Origin of the sequence: Kocuria atrinae, assembly GCF_039531425.1 — a bacterium.
Classification (GTDB): domain Bacteria; phylum Actinomycetota; class Actinomycetes; order Actinomycetales; family Micrococcaceae; genus Kocuria; species Kocuria atrinae.
In genome coordinates this window covers 44,827-70,742 of the sequence record NZ_BAAAQA010000025.1, presented here as the reverse complement: position 1 = coordinate 70,742, position 25,916 = coordinate 44,827, and the positions used below count along the sequence as shown (strand labels likewise).

General features: G+C 63.5%; 26 protein-coding genes. 15 read left to right on the top strand and 11 right to left on the bottom strand.

Features of this window, described 5'->3' with window-relative positions:
• Positions 1 to 70: 70 nt before the first annotated feature.
• From ABD283_RS11790 to ABD283_RS11780, 3 genes are all read right to left on the bottom strand, one after another.
• The gene (locus tag ABD283_RS11790; RefSeq protein ID WP_344225198.1) at positions 71 to 565 is read right to left on the bottom strand and encodes a methylated-DNA--[protein]-cysteine S-methyltransferase; all 495 of its coding nucleotides are present in this window, start codon (positions 563 to 565) and stop codon (positions 71 to 73) included.
• Positions 562 to 2,055 (bottom strand): Ada metal-binding domain-containing protein, encoded by a 1,494-nt coding sequence (locus ABD283_RS11785; RefSeq protein ID WP_344225197.1) that lies wholly within the window; start codon positions 2,053 to 2,055, stop codon positions 562 to 564. The genes ABD283_RS11790 and ABD283_RS11785 overlap by 4 nt, the downstream gene beginning before the upstream one ends.
• 69 nt (positions 2,056 to 2,124) lie before the next feature.
• Complete coding sequence (locus tag ABD283_RS11780; protein ID WP_344225196.1) at positions 2,125 to 2,325, bottom strand: hypothetical protein; 201 nt, start codon at positions 2,323 to 2,325, stop codon at positions 2,125 to 2,127.
• 162 nt (positions 2,326 to 2,487) lie between these two features.
• Between ABD283_RS11780 and ABD283_RS11775 the strand changes: the two genes are divergently transcribed.
• Complete coding sequence (locus ABD283_RS11775) at positions 2,488 to 3,501, top strand: NADP-dependent oxidoreductase (protein WP_344225195.1); 1,014 nt, start codon at positions 2,488 to 2,490, stop codon at positions 3,499 to 3,501.
• Positions 3,502 to 3,556: 55 nt separating this feature from the next.
• On the opposite strand, the gene ABD283_RS11770 is transcribed toward ABD283_RS11775, so the two are convergent.
• From ABD283_RS11770 to ABD283_RS11755, 4 genes are all read right to left on the bottom strand, one after another.
• Entirely contained in the window at positions 3,557 to 4,108 is a 552-nt protein-coding gene (locus ABD283_RS11770; RefSeq protein WP_344225194.1) for a TspO/MBR family protein, read from the bottom strand.
• A 50-nt stretch (positions 4,109 to 4,158) separates the two neighbouring features.
• Positions 4,159 to 4,647: a hypothetical protein gene (locus ABD283_RS11765; protein WP_344225193.1), complete on the bottom strand. Its 489-nt coding sequence runs from the start codon at positions 4,645 to 4,647 to the stop codon at positions 4,159 to 4,161.
• Positions 4,648 to 4,681: 34 nt separating this feature from the next.
• Positions 4,682 to 5,419: a glycosyltransferase family A protein gene (locus ABD283_RS11760; RefSeq protein ID WP_344225192.1), complete on the bottom strand. Its 738-nt coding sequence runs from the start codon at positions 5,417 to 5,419 to the stop codon at positions 4,682 to 4,684.
• A gap of 106 nt (positions 5,420 to 5,525) precedes the next feature.
• On the bottom strand, positions 5,526 to 5,978 hold the full coding sequence (locus ABD283_RS11755) for a pyrimidine dimer DNA glycosylase/endonuclease V (RefSeq protein ID WP_344225191.1): 453 nt from the start codon (positions 5,976 to 5,978) through the stop codon (positions 5,526 to 5,528).
• Positions 5,979 to 6,093: 115 nt separating this feature from the next.
• Here ABD283_RS11755 and ABD283_RS11750 point away from each other — a divergent pair, with 115 nt between their 5' ends.
• From ABD283_RS11750 to ABD283_RS11705, 10 genes are all read left to right on the top strand, one after another.
• Positions 6,094 to 6,762, top strand: a complete 669-nt coding sequence (locus tag ABD283_RS11750) for a DedA family protein (RefSeq protein ID WP_344225190.1) — start codon at positions 6,094 to 6,096, stop codon at positions 6,760 to 6,762.
• A 373-nt stretch (positions 6,763 to 7,135) separates the two neighbouring features.
• Positions 7,136 to 7,762, top strand: coding sequence for a TetR/AcrR family transcriptional regulator (locus ABD283_RS11745; RefSeq protein WP_344225189.1), 627 nt, complete (start codon positions 7,136 to 7,138; stop codon positions 7,760 to 7,762).
• A 73-nt stretch (positions 7,763 to 7,835) separates the two neighbouring features.
• Positions 7,836 to 9,029 carry an aminotransferase-like domain-containing protein gene (locus ABD283_RS11740; RefSeq protein ID WP_344225188.1) on the top strand — a complete coding sequence of 398 codons (1,194 nt, stop codon included), beginning with the start codon at positions 7,836 to 7,838 and terminating at the stop codon, positions 9,027 to 9,029.
• Between the two features lie 59 nt (positions 9,030 to 9,088).
• Positions 9,089 to 9,913, top strand: coding sequence for a MerR family transcriptional regulator (locus ABD283_RS11735; protein WP_344225187.1), 825 nt, complete (start codon positions 9,089 to 9,091; stop codon positions 9,911 to 9,913).
• Between the two features lie 161 nt (positions 9,914 to 10,074).
• Entirely contained in the window at positions 10,075 to 11,787 is a 1,713-nt protein-coding gene (locus ABD283_RS11730; protein WP_344225186.1) for a choline/carnitine O-acyltransferase, read from the top strand.
• A 50-nt stretch (positions 11,788 to 11,837) separates the two neighbouring features.
• Entirely contained in the window at positions 11,838 to 12,806 is a 969-nt protein-coding gene (locus ABD283_RS11725) for a LysR family transcriptional regulator (RefSeq protein ID WP_344225185.1), read from the top strand.
• A gap of 129 nt (positions 12,807 to 12,935) precedes the next feature.
• Entirely contained in the window at positions 12,936 to 14,321 is a 1,386-nt protein-coding gene (locus ABD283_RS11720; RefSeq protein WP_344225184.1) for an MFS transporter, read from the top strand.
• A gap of 18 nt (positions 14,322 to 14,339) precedes the next feature.
• Positions 14,340 to 16,097 carry an amidohydrolase gene (locus tag ABD283_RS11715; protein WP_344225183.1) on the top strand — a complete coding sequence of 586 codons (1,758 nt, stop codon included), beginning with the start codon at positions 14,340 to 14,342 and terminating at the stop codon, positions 16,095 to 16,097.
• The gene (locus tag ABD283_RS11710) at positions 16,090 to 16,890 is read left to right on the top strand and encodes an SDR family NAD(P)-dependent oxidoreductase (RefSeq protein ID WP_344225182.1); all 801 of its coding nucleotides are present in this window, start codon (positions 16,090 to 16,092) and stop codon (positions 16,888 to 16,890) included. Before ABD283_RS11715 ends, ABD283_RS11710 begins: the two co-directional genes overlap by 8 nt.
• A 139-nt stretch (positions 16,891 to 17,029) precedes the next feature.
• The gene (locus ABD283_RS11705; RefSeq protein ID WP_344225181.1) at positions 17,030 to 17,995 is read left to right on the top strand and encodes a DUF368 domain-containing protein; all 966 of its coding nucleotides are present in this window, start codon (positions 17,030 to 17,032) and stop codon (positions 17,993 to 17,995) included.
• Here the strand turns inward: ABD283_RS11705 and ABD283_RS11700 are convergent.
• Complete coding sequence (locus tag ABD283_RS11700; RefSeq protein WP_344225180.1) at positions 17,992 to 18,429, bottom strand: PaaI family thioesterase; 438 nt, start codon at positions 18,427 to 18,429, stop codon at positions 17,992 to 17,994. The genes ABD283_RS11705 and ABD283_RS11700 overlap by 4 nt on opposite strands.
• 147 nt (positions 18,430 to 18,576) lie before the next feature.
• Positions 18,577 to 18,879, bottom strand: coding sequence for a hypothetical protein (locus ABD283_RS11695; RefSeq protein ID WP_344225179.1), 303 nt, complete (start codon positions 18,877 to 18,879; stop codon positions 18,577 to 18,579).
• A gap of 280 nt (positions 18,880 to 19,159) precedes the next feature.
• Here ABD283_RS11695 and mgtE point away from each other — a divergent pair, with 280 nt between their 5' ends.
• Positions 19,160 to 20,521 carry a magnesium transporter gene (mgtE, locus tag ABD283_RS11690; RefSeq protein ID WP_238663199.1) on the top strand — a complete coding sequence of 454 codons (1,362 nt, stop codon included), beginning with the start codon at positions 19,160 to 19,162 and terminating at the stop codon, positions 20,519 to 20,521.
• Positions 20,522 to 20,634: 113 nt separating this feature from the next.
• Positions 20,635 to 21,711: a 2,3-butanediol dehydrogenase gene (locus tag ABD283_RS11685; RefSeq protein WP_031272528.1), complete on the top strand. Its 1,077-nt coding sequence runs from the start codon at positions 20,635 to 20,637 to the stop codon at positions 21,709 to 21,711.
• A 57-nt stretch (positions 21,712 to 21,768) separates the two neighbouring features.
• Here ABD283_RS11685 and ABD283_RS11680 read toward each other — a convergent pair whose 3' ends face one another.
• Positions 21,769 to 22,725 (bottom strand): MFS transporter, encoded by a 957-nt coding sequence (locus ABD283_RS11680; protein WP_344225178.1) that lies wholly within the window; start codon positions 22,723 to 22,725, stop codon positions 21,769 to 21,771.
• Positions 22,726 to 22,846: 121 nt separating this feature from the next.
• Between ABD283_RS11680 and ABD283_RS11675 the strand changes: the two genes are divergently transcribed.
• Both ABD283_RS11675 and ABD283_RS11670 read left to right on the top strand, forming a co-directional pair.
• On the top strand, positions 22,847 to 23,452 hold the full coding sequence (locus tag ABD283_RS11675; protein ID WP_129701331.1) for a TetR family transcriptional regulator: 606 nt from the start codon (positions 22,847 to 22,849) through the stop codon (positions 23,450 to 23,452).
• A 105-nt stretch (positions 23,453 to 23,557) separates the two neighbouring features.
• Positions 23,558 to 24,523 (top strand): AraC-like ligand-binding domain-containing protein, encoded by a 966-nt coding sequence (locus ABD283_RS11670; RefSeq protein ID WP_344225177.1) that lies wholly within the window; start codon positions 23,558 to 23,560, stop codon positions 24,521 to 24,523.
• 37 nt (positions 24,524 to 24,560) lie between these two features.
• Here the strand turns inward: ABD283_RS11670 and ABD283_RS11665 are convergent, their stop codons facing one another.
• The gene (locus tag ABD283_RS11665; protein WP_016996084.1) at positions 24,561 to 25,892 is read right to left on the bottom strand and encodes an NAD(P)/FAD-dependent oxidoreductase; all 1,332 of its coding nucleotides are present in this window, start codon (positions 25,890 to 25,892) and stop codon (positions 24,561 to 24,563) included.
• Positions 25,893 to 25,916 lie beyond the last annotated feature (24 nt).

The window sequence follows — 25,916 nt, the reverse complement described above, 5'->3', positions numbered from 1 at the left end:
GGATCAAGGGGCGGCCGGTGGCGCCTCACGCGAGTGCTGAGCGGGCGCGTCAGGGCATCGGCCCGGCGCTTCACGCGCGAGCTTCGCGGTCCAGCAGGCTCTGCTTGATGTCGAGTCCCCACGCGAAGCCGCCCAGTGAACCGTCCGTGCGCAGCACGCGGTGGCATGGAACGAACAGGGCTACGGGATTGCGGGCACAGATCGACGCCGCCGCACGCACGGCAGACGGGCTCCCCAGAGCACGGGCGAACTGCGAGTAGTTCAGGGGCTGTCCGGGCTCGATCTCGCGTAACGTTTTCCACCCGGCGAGCTGTCCATCCGTGCCGTGCAGCTCGACCTCCACAGTCTCGATGGCGTGAACATCCCCCGAGTAGTAGGACTCCACAGCCGATGCCGCCTCCACGGGCCCTTCCTTAAAGTCAGCCGGGCGATGGGCGGCGCGAACTCGTGAAATGGCGTCCTCCACGGACGAGGTCCACCCGGAGGCGATCACCTTTCCTGAACCGTTGGTGACGACCGTGAACGGTCCGTCCGGGGTGACGATGGTCTGGAATGTGGCGGTCATGAGGGGTCTCCTTGCTGCGACTGCGCGGGCACGGTGGGCGCCCTCCACAGGTGCGTGGTCAAGTAACTGCGCCACGGTGAGGCTTGGGCAGCCCAGGCGAGTAGTTCGGCCTTGTCCGCGGGCAAACCGGCCCGGCGGGCTCCGGCGCGCAGAGCGCCGTCGCCAATCAGGAACACGTCCGGATCGCCGGTGACGCGCATGCGGACGTAGTCGGCGGTCCAGGGGCCCACCCCCTTCAGCGCCAGAAGTGACGCGCGCTGCTCATCGGGGTCATCTCCGAAACCCAAGCTCAGCTCGCCCTTCGCAATGGTCTCGGCCGCATTGAGCACGGCATTCTGGCGGGCTTTGGGGCCGCGCAAGACTGAGCTGCCTCGTTCCGCAAGGGCGCCCATGGTGGGGAACATGCGGGTCAGTCCGGGCGCGAAGTCGGGGGCGGGATCGCCCAATCCAGTGGTGATCCGAGTGAGGATCGTGCGCGCTGCGGCCACCGATATTTGCTGGCCGATCATGGTGCGGATCAAGAGCTCGTGGGGATCCATGCAACCGGCCACACGCACACCGGGCAGTGCGGCGATCAGGGGACGGGCGGCCGGCAGGGAAGTGAGGGTCGTGTCCACGGCGACCGGATCGGCGTCGAGGTTGAACAGCTGACGGACGCGAGACATGAGGACGGGGAGGTCCTGCATCTCGGTGACTCGAGCTTGCAAGCGGAGGTGACCGGCTGAGTCCGGGGAGGTGTACATCCTGAACCACGCGGGTCCGCCCGGCAGCCTGATGGCGCGTGCGTAGGAGAAATCGTCCGCGAGTTCGACGCCGGGAATGGCGCGCGCCGCGAACCAAGCGAACAGGCCCGGAAGGTCGATGGGCTCTCGGTAGCTCAGGGAGAGATCCACCGTGGCGGTGTCGGTCTGGGCAGTGCGGTGGCCGTGCCCTCGCACCTGCTGCGGTGAGAGGTCGTATACCTCGCGGATCGTGTCGTTGAACTGGCGGATGCTGCTGAAGCCCGCGGAGAACGCGATGTCCGACATTGGCATGGTCGTTTGCGTGAGGAGGAGCCGGGCCGTCTGGGCGCGGTGGGCTCGGGCGAGTGCGAGCGGTCCGGCTCCCGTTTCCTCACGCAGAATGCGGGTGAGGTGGCGGGTGGAGTAGCCGAGTTGCTGCGCGAGCCCAGAGACGCCGTGTTGGTCGATCACGCCGTCGTTGATCAGCCGCATGGCTCGGCCCGCGATGTCTCCGCGGAGGTTCCATTCGGGGGAGCCGGGAACGGCCTCTGGTAGGCACCGTTTGCACGCCCGGAACCCAGCGGCGTGGGCGGCGGCGCTTGCGCGGAAGAACTGGACGTTCTCGGCCCTGGGAGTGCGCGCCGGGCAACTGGGGCGGCAGTAGATCCCGGTGGTTTTCACGCCCAGCACGAACAGACCGTCAAAGCGGTGATCGCGCGATTGAACGGCGCGATACCGCTGGTCGAAGCTCATGTCCTGGAAGTTCATGTCATCAGAGTGCCACGCCTCCGCACGCGGGACTAGCGGTTTTCGGACATGACCGTGGGGGAATGCGAATTATGTGCGGGGATGGCGTTCGGCAGGGTCGTTTGTGCCGCGGGCATCATCTCTTCCGAAGACGCCGACGGCGATCCATGAGATCGCCACAATGGCCCCACCCAAGGCCGCATAGGCCTGAGAAGTGTCAAAGGCCGCGAAGCCCGCCCCGTAAAGGATGGTGATGACCAGAGCGATGAAAGCCAGAGTTTGCCGTTTCATGACTTGAGTGTGCCAGCACCGGGGGCGGCGAGCTACTGACAATTGTCACGATTGGTGTGCGGTTCTGTCAGCGCTCAGCGCAAGCCCTCACCAACCACTGCACACGCGCCTAGGCTCTTAACCCCGAACTATCGATCACTGATCGGAGAACCCATGCGCGCGATGACTTTTTCCAAGTACGGCGGCCCTGATGTCATGAACCTTCAGGGCATGCCGCGTCCCATCCCGGAGGCGAATCAGGTCCTGATCCGCACCGTTGCTGCGGGGCTCAATCCCGTGGATGCGCTGCAGCGGCAGGGTACGTTCAAGATCGTCCAGCCCTACGCCTTTCCCAAGATCGCGGGAAACGAGTTGAGCGGCGTTGTGGAATCGACCGGTTCGCTCGTCCGAGAATTCCAGCCGGGGGATCAGGTGATGGTCCGCACCGGCTCCGAGCAGCTCAGCGCGCTGGCTGAATATGTCGCCGTGGACCAGGACTACGTTGCGAGAGCACCCCAGAACATCTCGCTCACGGATGCGGCGGCCATCCCGCTGGCGGGGTTGACCGCGCAACAAGCACTGGGTCCGGAGCGACTGGACGTTCAGGCCGGCGAGCGGTTACTGATCACGGGCGGTGCCGGCGGTGTGGGCCTGCTGGCCATCCAGCTTGCCAAGCTGATGGGCGCGCACGTGACGACCACGGCGTCGTCGGCGGGCGAAAAGCTGGTGCGTGAGGCCGGAGCGGACCACGTGATCAACTACCGTGAACGGAAAATTTCCGAGGGTGACGAGCGATTCACCAAAGTGTTGGATCTGGTGGGCGGCGAGACCGTGGCCGATGTGATGTCCACCGTGGAGCGCGGGGGAGCCGTGGTGAGCATTGCGGGACCGCCAACCCCCGGCAGCCTGGCCGAGGACACCGAACTTTCCGCGCCCAAGGCAGCGCTGGTTCGGGCTGTTGAGGAACTCATGAGCTTCAAAATCCGCCGCCTGGCCAAAAAGGCGGGAGCGTCGTTCGAGTTCTTCCTCATGCATCCGGACGGCGCGGGACTCGCGCAGTTCGCATCGCTGGTGGACCAGGGCGAGCTGCGCGTCACGATCGACAGCCGCTATCCGCTCGATCAATTCAGGGACGCGTTCGAGCAGTTGGAGTCCCGGCGTTCCAAGGGCAAAGTCCTGGTCGAGATTTCGTCCTAGCCCTCGGGAGGACGACGCCGCGTGGGGCACCCGATGCTGGGCGCCCCACGTGGTTCTACTTCTCTGGGTTCAAAGCGGCGATCGCACCGCTGAGGGCCGTGGCGCCGCTGGTCCACAGGGCGTAGGGCGACAACAGCAGGCCGAGACCTGCGTGGGACTTGCCCGCCCGGCGAACCAGGTCGATGGAGCTTGCGGCCAGGGCGCCGGCCTCGATGGTCGATACGACCGGGCGCTCTCCCCGGAAGAACAATCCGCACCACGCGGCGTTGAGGGCCAGGTTGGTCCCGAGGGCGCGGGAGTAGCCCTTGAACTCAGCCGTATCGTTGCGCGCGTGAGCATCGGCCAACACCTTGTAGGAAACGTAGGCGATATCCACGTACAAGGCCGTCCACACAATGGGGAATGCCGCAGCAGGCGGCTGCCAATCCGGCTTGCGGAGGGACTTGTACCAGCTGTTCTCGGGATCTGTGAGGAGAGTACCCACGGCGGCGCAAGCACCCACGGCGGCCGCAGTCCCGAGGGCGATCTTGCGACGATCCCGCCGGCTCTGGCGCGTGCGCTCCCGCCGGGTAGAAGATTTCTTGCTGCGACTGACGTGGGACTTCACGGGGACCTCTTCCCTGGATGACCTGGTGGGCAGTATGCTTCCCACTCTTTCTATCGGGATTTCTTGTGAAGTGCCACTAAGGCAGCGCCCAGAACGCCCACGATGACATCGCTAATGGTGTCCAGCGGCGGAATGTGAATGTCCGGAGTGACTAAAAGGAATCCGAGAAGCTCCATGACCTCCCAGACGACAGCCAGCACAAGACCCATGAGGGAACAGACAGCCAGGCGCTGTCGAGCGAGTAGGCGCCCTCGTGAGGGCGACTTCCGGAGCGCATAATTCCAGGCAATCCATACGAGCACGTACAGACACAAGAAATGGATCACCAGATCCCACCACCAGATGCTGCTGTACACCTGCTCTGCAGCACTCACGCCGGCAATCAACATGACCAGGCTGGTTGCCCCGCGTGCGTATCCGTTACGGAAACACAGGAACGCGACTACTTGTCCGAGTCCCACCAGTAGCAGAACAGCCACGTCGATCCAGCGTTCCTGGAGCCCGTAAATGAGAGCTACCAGGAGAGCGGAGAAACACATACTCGATGCGACATATTGACTTGCGGGGCGGCGATTATTCACGCGACGCCGTCCAGCGGGCCCGCATGCGCTCCCACGGTTTTTGCTCCGCCCAATTGATCTGCATGGTCATGGCTGCCATGCGCAACTGCCGCTCGATTCGAGATGGTGAGGCTGCGGCCCGCCAGGACACCAGCATCACATTCCGGTGATCCAGCACGACCTTCTGGTGAGGGCCCACCTGGAAGCTGAGGTCGTAATCGTCATGGACATCGGGGGATAAGTGCACATGGTCTCTGACGGAATGCCACCATGTCGCGGACATCGCCATATTGGATCCCCACAGCGCCACGTGTCCCAATGCCAAACCGCCCACGAGCCGGTAAGCGTAGGAATACAAAGCCCCAGAGATCCGTCCTAGCCCTGAGTGCTGGGGTCCGAATCGAGCGATCCCGGTGATGGCGACAACTTCAACTTTGCCCTTGCGAGATAACTGCCACTCCAAGGCCGTCACCATGTGTTCGACCCACCCCTTGGATGGGATGCTGTCCGCGTCGCACCGCAGGATGATCGGATGCTGGGCGGCGTCGTATCCCGAGCGCACGGCATATGCCACACCGGGGATGTCTTCCCGGAAACAGGTTACGTCGGGAAACTCGCGCAGCACGGCCGCAATATCATCGGTGGAGCCGTTGTCCACCACGATGATCTCGTCGGGTTGGCGCGTCTGCTGGTCCAAAGCGCGCAAGCAGCGATGCAAGTACGCGGAGTCATTGCGTGTGGGTATAACCACGCTGCACTTCATGGGTCTCCGAACCGGTGGGAAGGGGGATACTGAAACTTTACGTGGGATCGCCCCCGGTGCCCATGTGATGACTACGTCGTTCGCTCAGCGCGGGTTACCCAGCGAGGGGTTTGACGCGCTCCCAGGATTCAATGGGCCCGTCGACCACGGCGAACAGTGGATGCGGGGTGGGGGTCTCCACGGCGTCCAGATGAGAGCGGCCCCATTCCGGGTCGCGCCCCTCAACCTTCTGACGAAGGAACGCGAGCTCGTACTCGAGCTGCCCCGCGGTCACGTTGATGGTGCTGGGCGTGGTTGAACGATCGACTGAGATCCGGCCGCGATCAAAGTTGTAACCGCGTCGGTCGGCCTCGTCAGCCATGGCATGCAAGTAATCCGCGATGTCTTGTAGCGGATCGGGGCGGTCGCGGAAGCGTTCGAGTTGGGGATGCCGGGTGTATCCCTTGGTCTCACCGCGCAGGACTTTCTGGGCCAAGAGCGTCTCACGCCACCCGGCTACGAGCGCCCGTCGATCCAACAGCGTGGGATGCAACGACCAGATTCTCATGAGGCCATTGTGCCCTCAGTCTCTCCAAGCCCCGTGGGGAATTGCAGTAGGGAATCTCTAAGCGGGCTGACGTATCATGAGCCCGTTCCTGAACCCCACACAAAGCGAATGCGTGATGTCCCTAGCCTCTGTCCTCCTGCCCGCTCAAGCAGCCGGTGGTGCTGAACTCGACGGTGTTGCAGGGTGGGTGGTCGACGTCATGGAGGCCATCGGAGCTCCGGGCGCTGGCCTGCTGGTCGCACTGGAAAACCTGTTCCCGCCGCTGCCCTCGGAGGTCATCCTTCCGCTGGCCGGTTTCACCGCCAGCCAGGGTAATTTCAGCCTCTTCGGCGCGATCTTCTGGACCACACTAGGTTCCGTGATCGGTGCCATCGCGCTGTACTGGATCGGCGTGGCGCTGGGCCGCCGTCGGCTTCGCGTGATTGTGGACAAGATGCCCCTGGTCGACCTCCATGACTTGGACCGCACGGAAGCGTGGTTCGAGCGCCATGGCAAGGCCACTGTGTTCTTCGGGCGGATGGTTCCCATCTTCAGATCATTGATCTCCATTCCGGCCGGTATCGAAAAGATGTCTTTCCCGCTGTTCATTGTGTTGACCGCGGCGGGTTCGCTGATTTGGAACAGCATTTTTGTTGTTGTGGGATATTTCCTGGGTGAGAACTGGCATGTTGCGGAGCAATACGCTGGCGTCTTCTCCCGAGTTGTAGCAATAGCCGTAGTGGTATTCGTGATCTGGTGGGTCGTCCGCCGCGTGCAGCGCAACCGGAAGAAGCGCGAGGCGTAAGCCTTTATACTTATGGGCCAGGGTCGGTCAGAAAGCGAGTGAGGCAATGAATCTCATGGGCCTTGGGGGCGGCGCTGGTAATTTCGGGATTCGTGTGGCGGCAAGAAAATCCGCCCGTGGTCACCGCAGTCCTCTTTGCGCTGGGCTACGGTGCGGTGCTCGTGGGATGTATCCCTATAGGGCTCAAGGCGAATGCAGCCGCGACGAGGGCACACGCGGCCCGGGACCAATCGGTCCTGTCCGAACGTCGCTGAGATAGGCCGCAGCGGGATGCCCCCAAGTCATCCCGCGGCGATCCATATTCTCAGGATGTATGGACACGTCCATACATATATAACACCGTTATTGCCGTACACGCCAGTACCATTGCGGGGTGGCCAGACCTAGGAAGTTCGACGACGAAACGCGCGCGGCACTGATTCGCGACACCGCCGACCAGATTGTGACCGGCGGGGTCGAGTCAGTGTCATTACGCCCCTTGGCGGCCAAGCACGGCTGCTCCACCACCGCGATCTACACGATGTTCGGTAGCCGCGATGCCCTCATCGAGGCTGTCGTCCACGAATCCGTGGAAAGCTTTACCCGATCGCAGGAGAGCGTTCCTATTACTGGAGATCCGCTCGAAGACCTCTGGGAGCTTGGTAGGGCTTACCGCCAATGGGCTCTCAAGTACCCCGCTCTGTACGTGGTCATGATTGGTCGGGGCGGAAAGCGCCCGGATATTTCCCCGGAGGAGTTCACGGAAAATTCTCCCCGGATGATTGCCGCGAAAAGGGCCATCGAGACACTCTTTCGGCGCGTGGCCGAATGCGCGGCACACGGAATTCTGGGTAACTACCCCATCGAAGAAATGGGTAACTCGATTTGGGCGAGCGTTCACGGCTGGGTCTCTATCGAAGCAACCCGCCCCGTGATGATGGGACAAGATCCCGACGAGGCATACGACCGCTACATGCAGTCGCTCGTTCGTGCGTGGGCCCCTTCCGCAGCTCAGGCGTAAAACTTACAGACGCGCCGTGAAGCCCGTTGGCGCGGCGAGATTGCCCCGGCGACATCGTGAAATACTCGCCTGTATGAGTGCACAGGGTGAGTTCAGATTCCGCTTGGCCGATCGCTTGGACGGGGTGGATTCCTCGCCGGTCCGTGACCTGTTGGATGCGGTCTCCAAAGAGGGCGTGATCTCCTTTGCCGGTGGCGTGCCGGACCCGGCATATTTCGAGGTCGAGGATATTCGCGCCGCCTATGACTGGGTTTTCGAGAACCACGCCGAGCGGGCCCTTCAATACGCGTCGAGCGAGGGCGAGTTCGAGTTGCGGGAACAAGCTGCTTTTCGGCTCGAACGCTATATGGAGACCACTCCCGAGCAGATTCAGGTCACCACCGGCTCCCAGGAGGGTTTGTTCGTCGTCGCGCAAGCGCTGGTGAATCCAGGAGATGTAGTGCTCGTGGAGCGCCCCACTTACCTGGCGGCAGTTCAAGCTTTCGAACTCAACGGTGCTCGCTTGATCGGGGTTCCCACCGACGAGAACGGCGTGATTCCGCACGAGCTCGAGAAGCTCATCGCCGAGCACTCGCCCAAATTCGTGTACCTGATTCCGTCCTTCCAGAACCCCTCGGGTGTATGCATGTCGGTGGAGCGTCGCGCGGCGGTCGCGGATGTTCTGCTGCGTACCGGCACGGCACTTGTGGAGGACGATCCGTACGGTGAATTGTGCTTCGAGGGCGAACCGTTCCCACCCATTGCTTCGCATCCGGGTATGTCCGCACAGACCATTCTGTTGAACTCGGTCTCCAAGATCATCGCGCCCGGTGTGCGCGTGGGGTGGATGCGCTCGGAGGGCCCCATTCAGTTCACGCTCACCGTGGCCAAGCAGGCCATCGGACTGCAGTCTCCGGTCACGGACCAGCTCGCGGTCGCGCGATACCTGGCCACCGCCGACGTCGAAGCCCACCTGGACAAGGTCCGCCCCGTCTACGCTCAGCGCGCCAAAGCCATGTACCGGAGTCTGCAGCGCGTCCTCCCCGACGGCGCGGAGGTCACCCAGCCGGACGGCGGCATGTTCCTGTGGGCCCGCCTGGGGCACGGGATCGATACTGCTCGGTTGCTGGAGATTGCGCTCGACGAAGGTGTGGCTTTCGTGCCCGGTGCCTCTTTCTTCGCCCATGATCCGGACCGCTCGACCATGCGGTTGTCGTTCGTGACCCACTCACCCGAGGTGATCGACGAAGGGCTGGACCGCCTGGGCCGCGCGCTGGCCAAGTACTAGGGCTTGACCCTCACGCGACGTCAGGGCGAACAGTAGGGATCGTGAGAGATGCTGAAGCCGTGACGCAAGACCCCGAGGCAACCGGAAGCCCAACGGGAGATGAGCTGCTGACGGTGGGAGCGGCGTCGTCGTTGATTGGCGTGAGCGTGAGGACGCTGCATCACTGGGACCATATCGGCCTGGTGGGCCCCAGCGGCCGCACGAGCACGGGATATCGCCTGTATTCGGCGGACGACGTGGCGCGGATCCACCGTGTGCTCATTTACCGGGAGCTGGGGTTTTCGCTGACCGAAGTGGGCAAGATTCTGGACGACCCGTCCGTGAACGAGAGCGCACACCTCGAGAAGCAGCGAAAACTGCTGGCCGAACGCATTGATCACCTGCAGCAGATGGTCTGCGCAGTAGATCAGATGATGGAGGCGCGAGCCGTGAACAAGAAACTCACTCCACAGGAGCAAAACGAGATTTTCGGTCAGGACTGGAACCCCGAGTACCAGCGTGAGGCCGAGGAGCGCTGGGGCGATACCCACCAGTGGGAACAGTCGCAACAGCGGGCCGCCGGGATGTCCAAGGACGACTGGCAGCGGACCAAGGCCCAGAGTGATCAGCTCAACCAGGAACTGGCCCAAGCCGCTCGGGATGGGATCGAACCGGGGTCGGAACAGGCCAATCAGCTGGCGGAACAGCACCGTGCATCCATTGGGCAGTTCTACGACTGTACCCATTCGATGCAGGTGTGCCTGGCGACCATGTACACCCAGGATCCGCGATTCACGGAGTACTACGACACCCTCGAACCGGGGTTGGCCGACTGGTTGTACCGTGCGGTGGCCGAGAACGCTCGGGCGAACGGGGTGGACCCGGACAACGCCACGTGGGAGTAACCGAATCGCCCCGTGGGCAGCGCGTGTGACGGATGACGCGCGGCCCACGGGGTGATTTCTCAACCCACATTGCAGTGTTCTCCGGCAAGATAGAGGGTGAATCCGCACCGGGGACCTGGCGCATTCGCGCGCCCCGGTGAGCCGCGCTGAGAGGATCCCGCATGTCCGTGAAGCCCCTGCCCGTTCCCGAGTTGGACGCAACCCTCGATCGCTTCCTGGCCACGGCCCGTCCGTTGCTGGATGACGCCACGTACGAGGAGACCGTGCAGGCCACCCGTGATTTCCGGGAGCAGCAGGGTAGTGAGGTGCAGGCCGGCCTCGAAGAATTCGCCCGCGACGAGAACGCCGCCGGCAACAGCTGGCTGTCCGAGGACTGGCTCAGCGGCTACCTGATGACCCGTACCTCCTTGCCGCTCACGAGCAATGTGGGTTTCCAGATCACGGGTGACTTTGGTGCCCCCGGCCTGGGCCGGGCGGCCGAGCTCGTGTATCGAGCGGCGTCGGTGCATCTGCAGCAGGTGCGCGGCGAGACCCCGCAAGAAGTGGATCCGCGCGGCAACGAGATCAGCATGGAGCAGTGGCGGTGTCTGGAGGGCGGGCTGCGTCACCCGGCCGTGGAAGTCGACGAGGTCACCCGCCCGGAACTCTCCGCTGCGGATCGCGAGATCGGCGTGATTCACCGGGGCCGCCTGTTCGCGGTGCCCGTGAGCGACCAGGACGGCCAGCCGCTGTCGCTGCGCACCGTGGCCGAATCATTGCGTTCGGTGGTCGACGGCGCTGAGGCCGCCACGGAGCCCGAGCTCCCGTTCGGCACGCTGTCCTACCTGGGCAGTGAGAAGGCCGCGCCGCTGCTGGAGGAGCTGACCGAGAACCCTCACAATGCGGAGATCTACGACCGGATCACCCGCATGATCTTCATGGTCAACGTGCTGGACGCCCAGGCCGAGGTCATCGAACACCTCGAACACTCTGCCTTCGAAGTGGGTCACGCGTGGGCCTATAAGCCGCTGACCTACGAGGTGTGCCTGGCCGATGATTGGCTGGCCGTTCACGTGGAACACAGCACGGTGGACGGCGCCACGATCCTGGCTGCCGTGGCACGCATGCAGGAGGTGGCCATCCCGGAGCAGCCGGCCGCCACGGGGATTGCGTCACCGGAGCCGCTGACGTGGGACCTGAGCGATTCCCTGCGCTCGACCTTGCTGGATGAACTCGCCGCCTACCGCCGCGCGGCGGCGCTGCACGGCGTACACCGGGTGTTCGTGCACCGGCCGCACAAGGCTGAACTTCCGTTCCGCATCAGCGACGACGCCGCCCAGCAACTGATCATGCTCTACGCCCAGTTGGCCACCTACAACCGGGTGCGCAGCGTGTACGAGGCTGTGGACATGCGCGAGTACCAGGCCGGTCGCACGGAATGCCTGCGCCCGGTGACTGCGGAGGCGGTGGGGTTCGTTGCGGCATTGCAGGCGGGGGAGGCGACCCTCGAGCAGTTCCAGGCCGCCCTTGATGCTCACCGCGGCTGGGTCAAGGCGTGCAAATCTGCTCAGGGCATCGACCGTCATCTGCTCGGCCTGCAGTACGTGGCCGAACGGAACGGTATGGACACGTCGTTCTTCGCCAACCCGGGTCTGACAACCATGCGGCGCGATTTCCTGTCCACCACGTCCATCGGTGGGCCAGAACAGATCGTGCGCTACGCCTTTGCCCCGACCACCCCCGAAGGTTTCGGCATGACCTACACGCGCCTGTCCGACGGGTACGAGTTCTGCATCAACTACCGCCGGGATACTTCCGAGGACCTCGAGGGGTTCGCGCGCAACCTCACGGTTGCTGCTGAGAAGTTGTGGGAGTTTGTGAAGCGGGTGGGTTAAGGCTCAACCGGAACGAAACAAGTGGCGCGGTCACCTGCCACACTGACCCCATGGCTGATATGAGTTTTCGCAGGGTCAAGTACTTCCTGGCCGCCGTGGATGCGGAGACCATGACGGCCGCTGCGCAGTCGCTGCGAATGGCGCAGCCGGCGTTGAGCCGTCAGATTGAGCTGTTCGAGCAGGACCTCGGTCTGACCCTGTTTCGGCCCAAAGGCAATCGGCTCGTGCTCACCACCGCGGGGGAGCGGCTGGTGCCCATGGCGTGCAGGCTGATGGGTGAGGTGGACCGCTTCGAACGCGGCGCGGCCACGCTGAGCACGGGTCGGGTCTCGACCCTCACGGTGGGCACCACGGAGGCCACCCTGCGCAACCTCCTGGCGCCGTTCATCGCCACCCTCGGCGAAAGCGATCCGGTGGTCAACGCTCGCACGGTCATCCAGGCCAATATTCCCGTGGCGTTGCGCGAAGGCTGCGACGCCGCCATCTCCACCGCCCCCATGCAGGGCGAACTGGTCTCCGAGCTACTCGGTTCCGCACCGATCTACGCGTGCGTCTCCGCGCGTCACCCGATGGCGCTCGCGGGCGTGGTCGAGGCGCCCATCGAAGACTTCGCCGATCACGCCGTGGTCCTCCCGACCCACCGCAACGCGAGCCGTTACCTCCTGGATTTCGCGGTCTCCGCCGCGGGCATCCGGTTCCCGTCGGTCATGGAATCCGACGACGGCCAGGCCATCATGGCGCTCGCCGCCTCCGGGACCGCCACGGGGTTCACCTCCGAACTCCCGCGGTTCGGGGCCCACCCCATTCGCGTTCTGGTCCCCGAGATGCGCAGTTCTCACGGGCTCATAGCCGACGACGCCGCTCGCGTACCTCTCGCACTCCAGCTCCACCTCGTGTGGCCGCGCGGGCATTACGCCCACGAACAACTGCTTGCACTGGCCGGTAGGCTGTCTCAATTTTTGTCCCACTGGGCCGCCGCCGACTGGGGTGGCATGGACGAACCCTGGAACTATGCCTGAACGGCATGAACACACTACTTAAGAGGTATTTGACCCCTTGCGATCCGGGTCACATAGTGAATACCTACACTCTCGGTGCTCTCCATCACATTGGCTGGGCGCCGCACCAACGTTCTTTAGAGGTCTCCCATGTCCAGCACTTCAGCTTCCCCCGCTGGTGGCGTCGATCCCGCGCCCACCCAGCGAGTCCATGATCCGAAGAAGGCCCGTCGTGCCCTGTGGGGCGCATACGTGGGTACGTCCCTCGAGTGGTACGACTTCTTCCTGTTCGGCACCACGTCCGCCATCGTGTTCGCCCCGCTGTTCTTCGGCGGCGACGATCCCGCACTGGCCACCATCAGTTCGTTCCTGCTCTTCGGCGTCGGCTTCATCGCCCGCCCTGTCGGCGCGCTGCTCGCCGGTCACTTCGGTGACCGCATCGGCCGCCGCACCATTCTGATGATCACCATCGTGGCCATGGGTGTTGCATCCACACTGATCGGCTTGCTGCCGACTTACGAAACCGCAGGTCTCGTAGCGCCCATCCTGCTCGGTGTACTCCGCTTCGTGCAGGGCATGGCCGCCGGCGGTGAATGGGGCGGCGCCACACTGATGGCCGTAGAGAACGCACCCGAAGGCAAGCGCGGTTTCTATGGCGCTGTGGTGCAGTTGGGTTCGCCCACCGGCACCATCCTGTCCAGCGTGATCGTCGCGGCGGTTGTCGCGGCGTCCGGCGAACAGTTCCTCGAGGGTGCCTGGCGAATCCCGTACCTGATCTCCATCCTGCTGGTCGCCGTGGGTGTGTGGATCCGCCTCAAGGTCGACGAGACTGATGACTTCAAGGATGCCGAGGCGGCCAAGGCCGCCGCGCCCGCCGAGAAAGAAAGCGCACCGGTTGTCGAAATCATTCGCACGGTTCCGGGTCGTCTCCTCGTGGGCATCGGTACCTACCTGTTCGGTAACGCCGGTTTCTTCATGCTCACCACGTTCATGATCAGCTACGTGGTCGACGAGTTGGGTCTGCCGTCCACCGTGATTCTGAACGCCATCACGTGGGGCGCCGTGGCGCAGATTGTGACCATGTTTGCGGCAGGAAAGATCGCGGACAAGACCAGCCCATCCACCGTGGTGGTTGCCGGCTACGTGATTGCCGCGCTCGTGGCATTCCCCATCTTCTGGCTCATGGACACCCGTTCCACCGCCATGATCACCGTGGCCCTGATCCTCGGCCTGGGCTTTGCCTCGATCGCCTACGCCCCCGTGGGCACCGTGCTGACCCAGCTGTTCCCGGTCAAGATCCGATACTCGGCGATTGCGCTGTCCGCCAACCTCGCGGGCGTTGTCGCGGGCTTTATGCCCGCACTCGCGGCAACCATCCTGGTGGCAACCGGCGGTGGCTCTACAGGCCCGGCCATCCTGCTGTTCGTGATCGCAGTGATTTCCCTGGTCTCCTCGATCATCGCGCGAATCATGATCCGCCGCGATGACGCGCAGGGCGTCGACCAGATCAGCGGGGACCTGCTCAACCGCAAGTAACTGCATGAGGAGTTACCCATGACAGAGCGTCCCACCCGCAACCTCACCGTCATCAATGCCGTGGTGTACGACCCCGGCAGCGCGTACGAAACCGCACCACGCGGCGTCGTCGTCAACGATGGTGTGATCACCTACGTGGGCAGTTCGGAGCAAGCGCGAGAGCGCAGCGCCCCGGACGCCCCGGTGATCGATGCGGGTGGGCGCTTTCTCATGCCGGGGCTGATCGAATCGCATGGCCACCCGGGCATGTATGCCAAGAGTCTGCTGCAGGTGGATTGTCGCCCCGCCGTGACAGGGACTGTTGAGGGCATCGTCGAAGCTCTGGGAGAAGCGGCCGAGCACGCGGAGGCTGGCGAGTGGATCGCTGGTTGGGGTTACGACGAGCACCGTATGGACGGCCCCGGCCCTACGCTGGAAGACCTGGACCGCGCCTCCCCCAATAACCCCGTGTTCTTGCGTCGGACCTGTGCGCACATGGCGCTGGTGAACACCGCGGCACTGGAGCTCATCGGCATCACCGACGAGACCCCGGATCCGTCCGGCGGCTGCATCGTGCGCGATCCCGAATCGGGACGCGCCACGGGCCTGCTGCAGGAAAAAGCGATGTCCCTGATCGACCTCCCCACGGACACCCCCGAAGGCATGACCGAGGGCATGCGCCTGGCCCTCGACGACCTCGCGAGCAAGGGGGTCACCGCGGTCCACGACATGAGTTCGGGACCCACCGAGATGGGTGTCTACCAAACTTTGCTCGCGGAGGGGTCGCTCTCGGTGCGCTTCCGGCCGTGGTACTTCGCGCTCGCGCAGGGTGAGTTCCCGGGCAGTTACGACGCCGTTCTGGGCACCGGCCTGCGCAGCGGTTTCGGAAACGACATGCTCCGGTACCAGGGCCTCAAGTTCGTGCTCGACGGTTCCGTGGGTGGGCGCACCGCCGCGGTGGCCGAGCCGTTTGAGGGCAGTTCCTCGCGCGGCATTCTCTACTACGACACGTCCGAGATCGAGCCCCTCGTGGCCAAGGCCGTGGCCGCAGGGCAGCGCGTGGCCGTGCACGGTATCGGTGAACGTGCTGTGACGCAGGCATTGGATCTAATCGAAGCGGGTGGCCGGGACGCGGCGGCAATCTCGGGCGGGGATGGTTCCTCCGAGGCGGAGCCGGGCCACACGGATCAGCGTGAGACCACGGCTCAGGAGCACCACGACTCCACGGATCACGATGCCCAGGAGCACTACGACACCGTGGTCCGTTCGCGGCGCCACCGCGTGGAGCATTGCGGGCTACCCAATGAGGAAGAACTGGACCGGTTGCGGGACGGCAACATCATTGCCGCGGCATCCACGGCGTTCCTTTACGAGCTGGGCGACAGCTACCTGAACAACTTGGGTCCGGACCGGATTGCGCGCACTTACCCCATGCGCACGTTCATCGATCATGGAATCGAGGCACCGATCAATTCGGACTTCCCGGTGACCACGCCCAATCCATGGCTGGGTGTCTACGCCGCGGTGGCCAGGCGAACTTCCTCCGGGAGACTCCTGGACACCGTCCAGAACATCTCCGTGGCAGAAGCCATTGCCGCGTTCACCACCGTGGCAGCCCGCGCGTCCTTCGAGGAAGACCGACTGGGCCGGATCGCGGAGGGGTACCTGGGGGACCTGGTGCTCATGGACCGCGACCCGTTTAGTGTTGAGACCGAGGATCTCAAGGACCTCCGACCGGTTCTCACCGTGTGTGACGGGCGGGTCGTCTACCACGCTGAAGGGGAGAGCAATGACTGAAAACCCGGCAATGCCCACCATGTTGAATCCAGAGTGGGAAGAACGGATCGTGCCCGAGCGGTTCGCCGGTCAGACGGTGATCGTCACGGGCGCAGGTGCGGGCATCGGCTTGGCCACGACCTCCCGCATTCTCCGAGAAGGCGGACGCGTTATCGCTGTGGACCTGAATACTGACGGCCTGGGCGATCTCTATCGCGAGTTCTCGGAGTCCCTGGTGCTCGTCACCGCGGACCTCACTGATCCTGACGCGATCCCCGACATCCTGTCGGCCGCAGACAATCGCGTGGACGCTCTGGTCAACAACGCCGGCGTGATGGATAACTTCGCCCCGCTGCACGAGGTCACGGACGAGACGTGGCAGCGCGTTTTTGCTGTGAACGTTGACGGCATGATGCGCCTGACCCGCGCCGTCATTCCCCTCATGCTCGATGCGGGCCACGGCAGCGTGGTCAACCTGACCTCGGAGGCCGGCCTGCGCGGTTCCGCCGCGGGTGTCGCCTACACCGCGTCCAAGCACGCCGTGGTGGGCCTGACGGTGAGCTCCGCCTTCATGTATGCCACCCAGGGCATCCGATTCAACGCCGTGGCGCCGGGCGGTGTGGCCACCGGCATCAAGCTCCCGGCGGACATGTCCGAATCCGGCGCGGTCCGTTTGGGTGCGGTCAACGCCAATATGCCGGGTCTGGCTCAAGCGGCACATCTCGCTGCCAGCATCACGTTCTTGGCGTCCAAGGACAGCGTGAACATCAACGGCGCCATCCTGCCCTCGGACGGCGGCTGGTCCGCGGTCTGACATCGGCCCTGATCCGTGATGGCGGCCGGAGCATGGCTTGCCACCACGGGTTGATCGGTTCTGGGCGGCTCGCGCGGATGCGCCGTACCTGCCGCCCCGGTACCGTTGACCCTTGAGCCACGAGCAAGGGGAACACCGAATGAGCGTCAACGCGCAACCAACCACCGACCAGCATCAGGTCACCCAACATCGCAACGTCCCGGTGAACGTTCTCCGCGGAGCCTTGATCGGCACGGTGGAAACCATCCCGGGCGTTTCCGGCGGCACCGTCGCCTTGGTCGTGGGTATCTACGACGAACTCATCGACTCGGCCTCCCACGTGGTGAGCGCGGGAAAGCGGGCCATCCTGGGCCCGGATCGCGTGGCGGGGGTCAAGGAGAACCTGGCCAAGGTGCACTGGCGCATGATCGTCCCGGTCCTGCTGGGCATGGTCCTGGCCGTGTTCACGATCGCGGGCCCCATGTCCCAAGCGGTGGAGGATCACCCAGAGGTCATGCGGGCCCTGTTTTTCGGGATGGTGCTGGTCTCCGTGGCGGTTCCGCTGCGTATGGCGGGGCGCAATTGGCGCGCGCTGGACTGGGTGCTGGGTCTTGCCGCGTGTCTTTTCGCGTTCTTCGTGGTCTCGATTCCGCCCACCACGGTGGAACCGAACCCCGTGATCATTGTCCTCGCGGCAGCCATCGCGGTCTCCGCTCTGCTGCTTCCGGGACTGTCCGGATCGTTCATTCTGCTCACCATCGGCCTCTACCAGCCCACGCTCAAGGCCGTGGATGAGCTGGACCTCGGATACCTGGGTCTCTTCTTGGTGGGCGCGATCATGGGCATGGCCGTGCTGGTGAAGGGTCTGCAGTGGTTGCTGGCCTACCGCTATCGACCCACCATGGTGGTCCTGGCCGGCCTGATGCTCGGAGCGCTACGCGCGCTGTGGCCGTGGCAGGTGGACGATCGCACCCTCGAAGCTCCCGGTGACAACTGGCCCATGCTGCTTCCGGTGGCCGCCGTGGGCGGCATCGTTGTGGGGATCCTGATTTACGTGGACGTCAAGATGGCCACGCGGCGCGCGCAGTTGGAGGCAACCCGGGTCGATGCGGATGAGGCTCGCTAGGACTTGTTCTCACGCGGCGGCGGGGGCGTGGTTCCCTGCCCCGTGAAGTAGGCGACCACGCGCCCGTCGGCCTCCAGAACGACGTCGCAGATCTGGTTCCTGCCAAAGCTCACCCGGCGCGTGGCGGTCGCCGTCACGATCTGGCCGGCGTGGGCCGGCGAGATGAACGTGATGTCCGCGTTGCGGGTGACAATGCGCGTACCCGCGGTCGCGCAGCAGTAGGCGAGAGTCGTGTCGGCCAGGGTGAACAGGTAACCGCCGTGGCTCATACCGTGGCTGTTGGCCATGTGATCGGCGATGGACATGGTCATGACCACGCGTCCCTGGTCGATGTCCCCCAATTGGATGCCCAGGTGCAGTGGGGCGGGATCATTCCGCAAAATCTCGTGAAGCATTTCGCGGATTGCGGGCATGTCATTCGGGTCGGCGTTCATGCGGGTCCTCCGAGGGGAGCAGAAATAGCAAAACTTTTTACTACCTTAGGTGCCCGTTGGTGATTTGAGGAGTGCCCGGCGCAAAAGAACGTGCCCCGCACCAGAGGGTGCGGGGCACGTTCACTAGGAAATCAGTGAAACGGAACCTCAGTGCTTGAAGCTGAAGATCTTGTGGAACAGACCCAGCTTGAAGTCGATGACGTCCTTGACGAAGTTGATCTTGTGACCGAACAGGCCGCCCAGGATGTCTTTGCCGCCGGTGTGACCACCGGTGTGGCCGCCGCCGCCGGTGCTACCGCCGTCCTTGCAGGGGTCATAAGTGGAGCAGGAGGTCACGGGGTGGCTGGGAGCCGGGTGGAAGAAGGTGGCATGTGCCGGAGCGACAGAACCGAAGGTCAGGGCGCCGAAAGCTGCGATGGCGGTACCGGTCTTGACGATATTCTTTTTCACGGGTTTCCTCCAGATATTTGATGCGCCTGCCCCCGCAGGCGTCGAACTAAGAAGCCCCTGTCGCGAGTGTCGGTTAGGTTCCCCCAAACCTTCTCCCTGACCTGGACGTAACCAACGTAACAACCGAGAATCACCCGTGGATGAATGTGATTGCCCACACTTGCGACCGGCTTCTTGTGAGTTCATGGAGCCTACTGACTAGGAACAACGCGGAGAATGGTGGGGAGAGCTCCGCGGTGACCCTGGCGGGTTTGAAGGACGTAACAACGAGGGAGATGCAGTGGATCGCAAAGCCGAACCGGTGACCGGCCGGCAGCTTCAGGATGTTGAATCCGCAGTCTCGAAACGGGACTTCGACCGGGTGACGAGCTCGATCGACGCCATGCCCTCGGGCCAGGTGGTCGAGCTCCTGGAACGACTGAGCGTGCGTGATCGGGCACTGGTGTATCGCATGCTTCCCAAGGACCGTGCGTCCGTGGTGTTCGAACGTTTGGATGCGCCGCTCCAAAAAGAACTGGTCGTGGGGTTGCAAGACGAGGACGTCGCCGCGATCTTCGCGGGGTTGACTCCAGATGACCGTGCCCGCCTGGTTGATGAGCTCCCCGCCACCGTGGCTACCCGATTGCTGCGGGACCTCCCGGACGACGAGCGGGAGCTCACCTCCGTGGTGCTGGGCTACCCGGAGCGCTCCATTGGGCGTCGGATGAACCCCGAGTGCGTGACCACCCACCCGCACCTCACCGCCGGAGAGAGCTTGCAGCGCATCCGTCACGGACTGCAGCGTGCGGAGACGATCTACACGATTCCCGTGACCGATGACTCCCGGAAGCTGGTGGGCGTTGTGGGGCTGCGCCAGGTGATGGGTGCCGATCCCGAAACTCCCGTGGCTGAGCTGATGAGCGAGGCGGATTCCGCGACCGCGACCGAACCTGCGGAGGAGGCGGCACGCCGCTGCGCGGGGTTGCGATTGTTGGCCATGCCCGTGGTGGATCACGAGGATCGGCTCGTGGGCATCCTGACCGTGGACGACGCCCTGGACATCCTCGAGAACGCCGAATCCGAGGATCAGGCGCGCATCAGCGGTTCCGAGCCCCTGCGTCGTCCGTATTTGTCCACTCCGGTGCGCACTCTCGTGCAAGCCCGCGTGGTCTGGCTGCTCGTGCTGGCGATCGGTGCGACCCTCACAGTCCAGGTGCTCGAGGTCTTTGAATCCACGCTCGAGCAAATGGTGGTGCTATCCGTGTTCATCCCGCTGCTCATCGGCACGGGCGGCAATACGGGTAATCAGGCGGCCACATCCATCACGCGTGCACTCGCCCTGGGTGATGTTCGCCCGCGAGACGTGGCCAAGGTGGCCCTGCGGGAACTGCGCGTGGGCGTGAGCTTGGGCCTACTCCTGGGAGCTGCGGGCTTTGTCATCGCCGGAATCATCTACGGGGCCTCGATCGGCGCGGTCATCGGCCTGACCTTGGCTGCGATCTGTACCTTGGCTGCCACGGTGGGTGGCCTCATGCCCCTGATCGCCCGCGCCATCAAAGTGGACCCGGCGGTTTTCTCCAACCCTTTCATCACCACGTTCGTGGACGCGACCGGCCTGGTGGTCTACTTCTTCATTGCTCGCGCCATTCTGGGATTGGGCTAGAAATGTGTTCCATGCTTCCCTGGGTCTTTATTTTTAGACCCCATCGTGCTTATGGTCAGACCACAGGGATCGAGTCTCCATTCCCGGTCCCATGAGTGATCCGGAGGTTCATGATGAAGGCAGCACGGTTTTACGACCGAGGCGACATTCGTATTGAAGAGATTCCCGAGCCCACGGTGGCCCCGGGCGAGGTGGGAATCAAAGTGGCCTGGTGCGGCATCTGTGGCACTGACCTGCATGAGTACAAGGACGGGCCCGTTTTCTGCCCCACCCACGACACCCCGCACCCCATCTCGGGTGAGACTGCTCCGGTGACTCTCGGGCACGAGTTCTCCGGAGTGATCGATGAACTCGGTGAAGGCGTGGAAGATCTCGAGGTCGGTCAGCACGTGGTGGTCGAGCCTTACATCATTGGTGACGAGGTGGACACCGGTCCTGAATCCAAGGATTACCACCTGTCTCCGAACATGAACTTCATCGGTCTCGCCGGACGCGGCGGCGGCCTGGGGGAGCGCATTGCCGTCAAGCGCCGCTGGGTGCACCCGATTTCGGACTCCGTGAGCTTGGACGAGGCCGCCCTGATCGAGCCACTATCTGTGGGATATCACGCCGTCGAGCGCTCCGGGGCCAAAGCCGGGGACGTAGCAGTGGTGGGTGGTGCCGGCCCCATCGGTTTGCTGACCGCCGCCGTGCTCAAGGCCCTTGGTATCACCGTGGTGGTGTCGGAGCTCTCCTCCCTGCGTCGCGAGAAAGCTCTGGAGACCGGCGTGGCAGATTATGCGCTGGATCCACGGGAAGTGGACGTGGTGAAGGAAGTTCAGAAGATTACCGGCGGTAAAGGTGCGGATGTCGCATTCGAGTGCACGTCGGTTCAGGTGGTGCTGGACACCTTGATGGATGCCCTGCGACCCACTGGCGTGCTGGTCGTCGTATCGATCTGGGCGGAACGGTCCAACTTCGATATCCATAAGCTGGTCATGAAGGAGATCGACCTGCGCGGCACCATTGCATATGTGAATTCCCACCCCGCCACCATCGAGCTCGTGGAGTCCGGCAAGATTGATCTCAAGCCGTTCATCACCGGCAAGATCGGGTTGGAAGGTCTTGTGGATGAGGGGTTCGATACGCTCATCCACCGCAACGAGACTGCGGTCAAGATTCTCGTCTCCCCCTCGGGTGAAGGACTGTAAGTAGTCCTCGGCAGGCTCTAGATGGTTGCGAAAATCCCGGCTTGGCTCGCGATCGAGTCAGGCCGGGATTTTCGACGTCGCAGGGATCAGTCCACGGTCACTCGGACGGGCACCGGGGGTAGCTTCTTCACGAACGGAGCGCACATCCAGGAGGGCGACGTCCGTTGCGCGCTGGAGGCGCACCTGGCGGATGGTGAACAGCGCAAGGGCGACTGCGCCGACCGCCAGGGCGAGCACAGGAAGCAGCGAACCCTGGAACAAAGCGCTCATGGATCCCAGGCCGTAAACGATGCCTCCGAAGGCGAAGACCGAGAGCAGCACGGAGAAGGCGTCCAGGGGAATCTTGCGGGTCTCACCGGTCGTCTTGATGAGCACCAGACCCAGGAGCAGCACGAGCATCCCGACCGGAAGCATCAGGCCGAAGACCCAGCGCCAGTTCAGGGCATTGACGATCATGCCGGAGATGGTCGGGCCAATGGCCGGAGCCACTGAGATCACCACGGAGTTGAGTCCCATGATGGTGCCGCGGTGGGCCGGGGGAACGTAGGTGAGGGTGGTGGTCATCAACAGCGGCAGGATGATGGCCGTGCCGCCGGCCTGCACAATCCGACCCAGAAGGACCACGGCGAAGCTTGGCGCGAACGCAGCCATGGCGGTACCGATCCCGAACAACAGCAGGGCCGCGGTGAACAGGCCCTTGGTGGTGAAACGCTGGAGCATCCATCCGGTCGTGGGGATCACCACGGCCATGGTCAGCATGAATCCTGTGGTCAGCCACTGGGCCGTGGCCGCAGTAATGCTGAAGTCGGCCATCAGGTTGGGCAGGGCCACCGTCAGGACCGTTTCGTTCAGAATCATGATCAGAGCGGAGGTCACCAGCACGGAGATCACGGCAACGATGTGCTTGGTGGCGGGGCGCTCCGGTTCGAGCTCGAGAGCGGATCGGGCGGCCGTATCGGCTACCGCTTGGAATTGGCCGGTGGTCGGCTCATCCTGAATGTGGGCATGGGACATGCAAGTACCTGTTTCTCAGAGGGGATTACACTCAATAATGGCACTGAATGCCACTTTGTCATAAGTGACATAAAGCCGTGGGGTTGGTCACAATGGGGTGCCGAGCGTCAGGGAGGGCGTCATGGAGCATGAACCGCAGGCGGGGCTGAGGGCTCGTCGAAAACTGGAAACGCAGCGCGAGATCCATCAAGCTGCACTGGAACTTTTCGAGGCGCACGGGGTGCGGGAGACCACGGTCCACCAGATTGCCGAACGCGCCGGGGTTTCACCGCGCACGTTCTTCCGCTATTTCTCGACCAAGGAGCAAGCGGCACTGCCCGGTCAGCGGCGGATGCTGCGAGCCATCGATTCGCTTGAGATCACTGATCCAGATCCCGCGGCGGTACTCCGTGCGGTGGAAACCATGGCGGAAACGGTCATGGGTGCGGACAATGATCCCGAACTCGATGAACACCGGCGCGTGGCCAAACTGCTGGCGCGGGACGCGGATCTGCAGTCTCTGGCAGCATCGCAAGAGTTGGTCCTCCCGGTGCGCCTGCGTGCACGTCTGGCCGAGCAACTACCGGAGGCAGACCCGGCCACGCTGCTGCTGATCTCCGAAACAGCGGTGGCAGTGTGGCGGGTCAGTTGGATCCGCTGGGGCGAGTTGGCCACGCGTGGCGAGACCGCCGACCCCGTTGCGGTCTACCGAGAATGCCGGGCCCGGTTACGCAGCGCCGTCGGATAGCCGCCGACGCCGCTCCGTCCCGCTAGCGAGGATCGGTCTCCTGGTGTCGGCCGCACCCGAATCTTCGTAGGATGCCGTCAACCGGGCAGCGAGGGAGAGAGGGACATGGCGACACCCCAGCAACCGTCTGTTGAACCTGCCGGTCTGTACACCGGCCTGACCATGCCGCAGTGGCGGGAAGTGATTCGTGGTTCGTTCTCGGCATTGGAAATCACTGCTCCCAATGAGGGCCAATTCCGCGCGAACTTGCGCGTGGTGGAACTCGACGACGTGCATTTGTTCGATATGTCCACCGACGCTCACCGGGTGGTGCGCACTGCACAGCTGGTCGAGCAGGACCAGGGGGAGTACTTCAAGCTCAGCCTGCAGTTGGAAGGGGCGTGCACTCTCCGCCAGGACGGGCGTGAGTGCCAGTTGGAGCCCGGTGACCTGGGACTGTACGTAGCGTACCGGCCCTACGAGCTGGATTTTCGTGGTCCGCAGCACTCTATGGTTATGACGTTTCCTCGCTCCGTGGTTCACATGACTCCGGCTCAGGTGGAGATGGTCACCGCGCGGCGGATCACCCAGGACCATGGGCTGGGCCGGGTGGCCGCCCCCATGTTCCGTGATCTCGCCGAGAACATGGATCTACTTCACGGGCCCCACGCCATGCGTTTGGTCAGGAGCGCGCTGGGCATGCTTGTGAGCGTGCTGTCCTCGGACGTTCTGGAACTCAGCGAGGAGCAGCCGGGAGACCTGCTGGTCCAGCAGGCAGCGGCCTACATCGACGACCATCTGGGCGATTCTGAGTTGTCGCCGGGCACCATTGCTAAGGCGCTGTACGTTTCGGTTCGCCAGCTGCACAGCAGATTTGCGGCCCAGGACCTCACCGTGTCCTCGACCGTTCGTCTGAAGCGGTTGGAAGCGATCCGTGAAGATCTCTCAGATCCCGCGCTCGCGGACGAGACGGTGCACAGCGTGAGTTCTCGCTACGGCTTACTGGACGCAGCACACGTAAGTAAGAGCTTCAAAGCGGAGTATGGGGAGACGCCGTCGGCATATCGAAGACGCATCCTGGCCGGGGCCTGAGTGTCCCGCCGGGCCCGGCCAGCATGCGTTATGACGGTTAGACCTTCAGCTCCTTGATCACGTTTCGCGCCGTGCTCAGCCCGGTTTCAATGGCGCCATCCACCACGACACCGCGCCAGCCCCGCGCCCAGTCCGCTCCCGCGAAATGCAGGCGGCTGTCGGTGGTGCGGAAGTGGTGCCAGCCGTTGGTGAACTGTCCCGAACGCAGCGTTGCCCAAGCCTGACCGCTCCACTTGTCCGCGACCCAGTCATGGCCGGTGGAGTCTACGACTTCCAGGTCAGGTCGCCATTGGTTGACGATCTCTTGCCCGTGTTTGGGGTCGTTGAGATTCACCTGATCGTGGTGGGGGCCGAACCCTACGCAAATGGTGGTGTCGTCGTCGAGAAAGAATTCGCTGCGGAAAATCGCCATCTTGGCGGGGGTGGGGGCGTAACCAAGGATGCTGTGGTGGCCCTTGATCTTGACCCAGATCTTGCAGCCGGTGGAGTTCCACTTCTTATCGATGATGTTGCGCATGCCGTCTGGAAGTGTCGGGGTGAACTCGATGGTGGGCAACGCTCCCACGGGGACCGTGACGATCACGCTGTCGCAGGAGATGCTCTCACCATTCTCCAGGGTGACCGTGGCTCCGGCTGCTCGGTGGTCAATGGACTTGACCGGGGTGTTGAGCCTGATCGGGCAGTTGAGGTCGGCCGCGATGTTCTCGTAGATGCCCCGCATGCCATTCGTGAGTTTGTACCGAAGAGTCTGTTCTTCCATGAGGCTCATTCGGTGATCGGACAGTGCCGCCCATTGTTTGGCCATGAGCGGCGATCCCTGTTCCGGGTCACCGATGTAACCGGCGGCCCAAAAGGCGTTACAGAGGTCGATCTCTTCCTGGCTGAAGGACCCATCGCGGAGGCAGTCAAGAACGCTACCTTCGTCAGCGGCGAGGAATTGCTGCCGCAGTTCTGGGGAGCTTCCGCTGCGCTCATCGAGGACATGCAGTGGTTCGTAGGGGTACGGGAAGAAATCGCGAGAGTTCTCGAAGATCTTCTGCATCGGGCGGTCGATCGCGGCCTCGAGGTCAGCTTCGGAACCGTGCTTGACCGAGTCGCCGGTGACCCAGTAGGCGTCATCACAGAACGGGCTGGGGTAGATGCTTTGGTCGTACCGGGTGATCTCGGACCACACGTGAGGCTGCATCCAATGCACCCAGGTGGCACCGAGCTCTAGTGGGCGCCCCATTCGTTCCTCGGTCCACGCTCGTCCGCCGATACGGTCGCGGGCTTCAACGATTTCCACGTCTACGCCAGCCATCTGCAGTTCTCGGGCCGCCACTAGGCCAGCGAAGCCGGCCCCGACAACTACGACGTGGGGATTGCTCATGGTGATTCCTCCAGTGAATGGGTT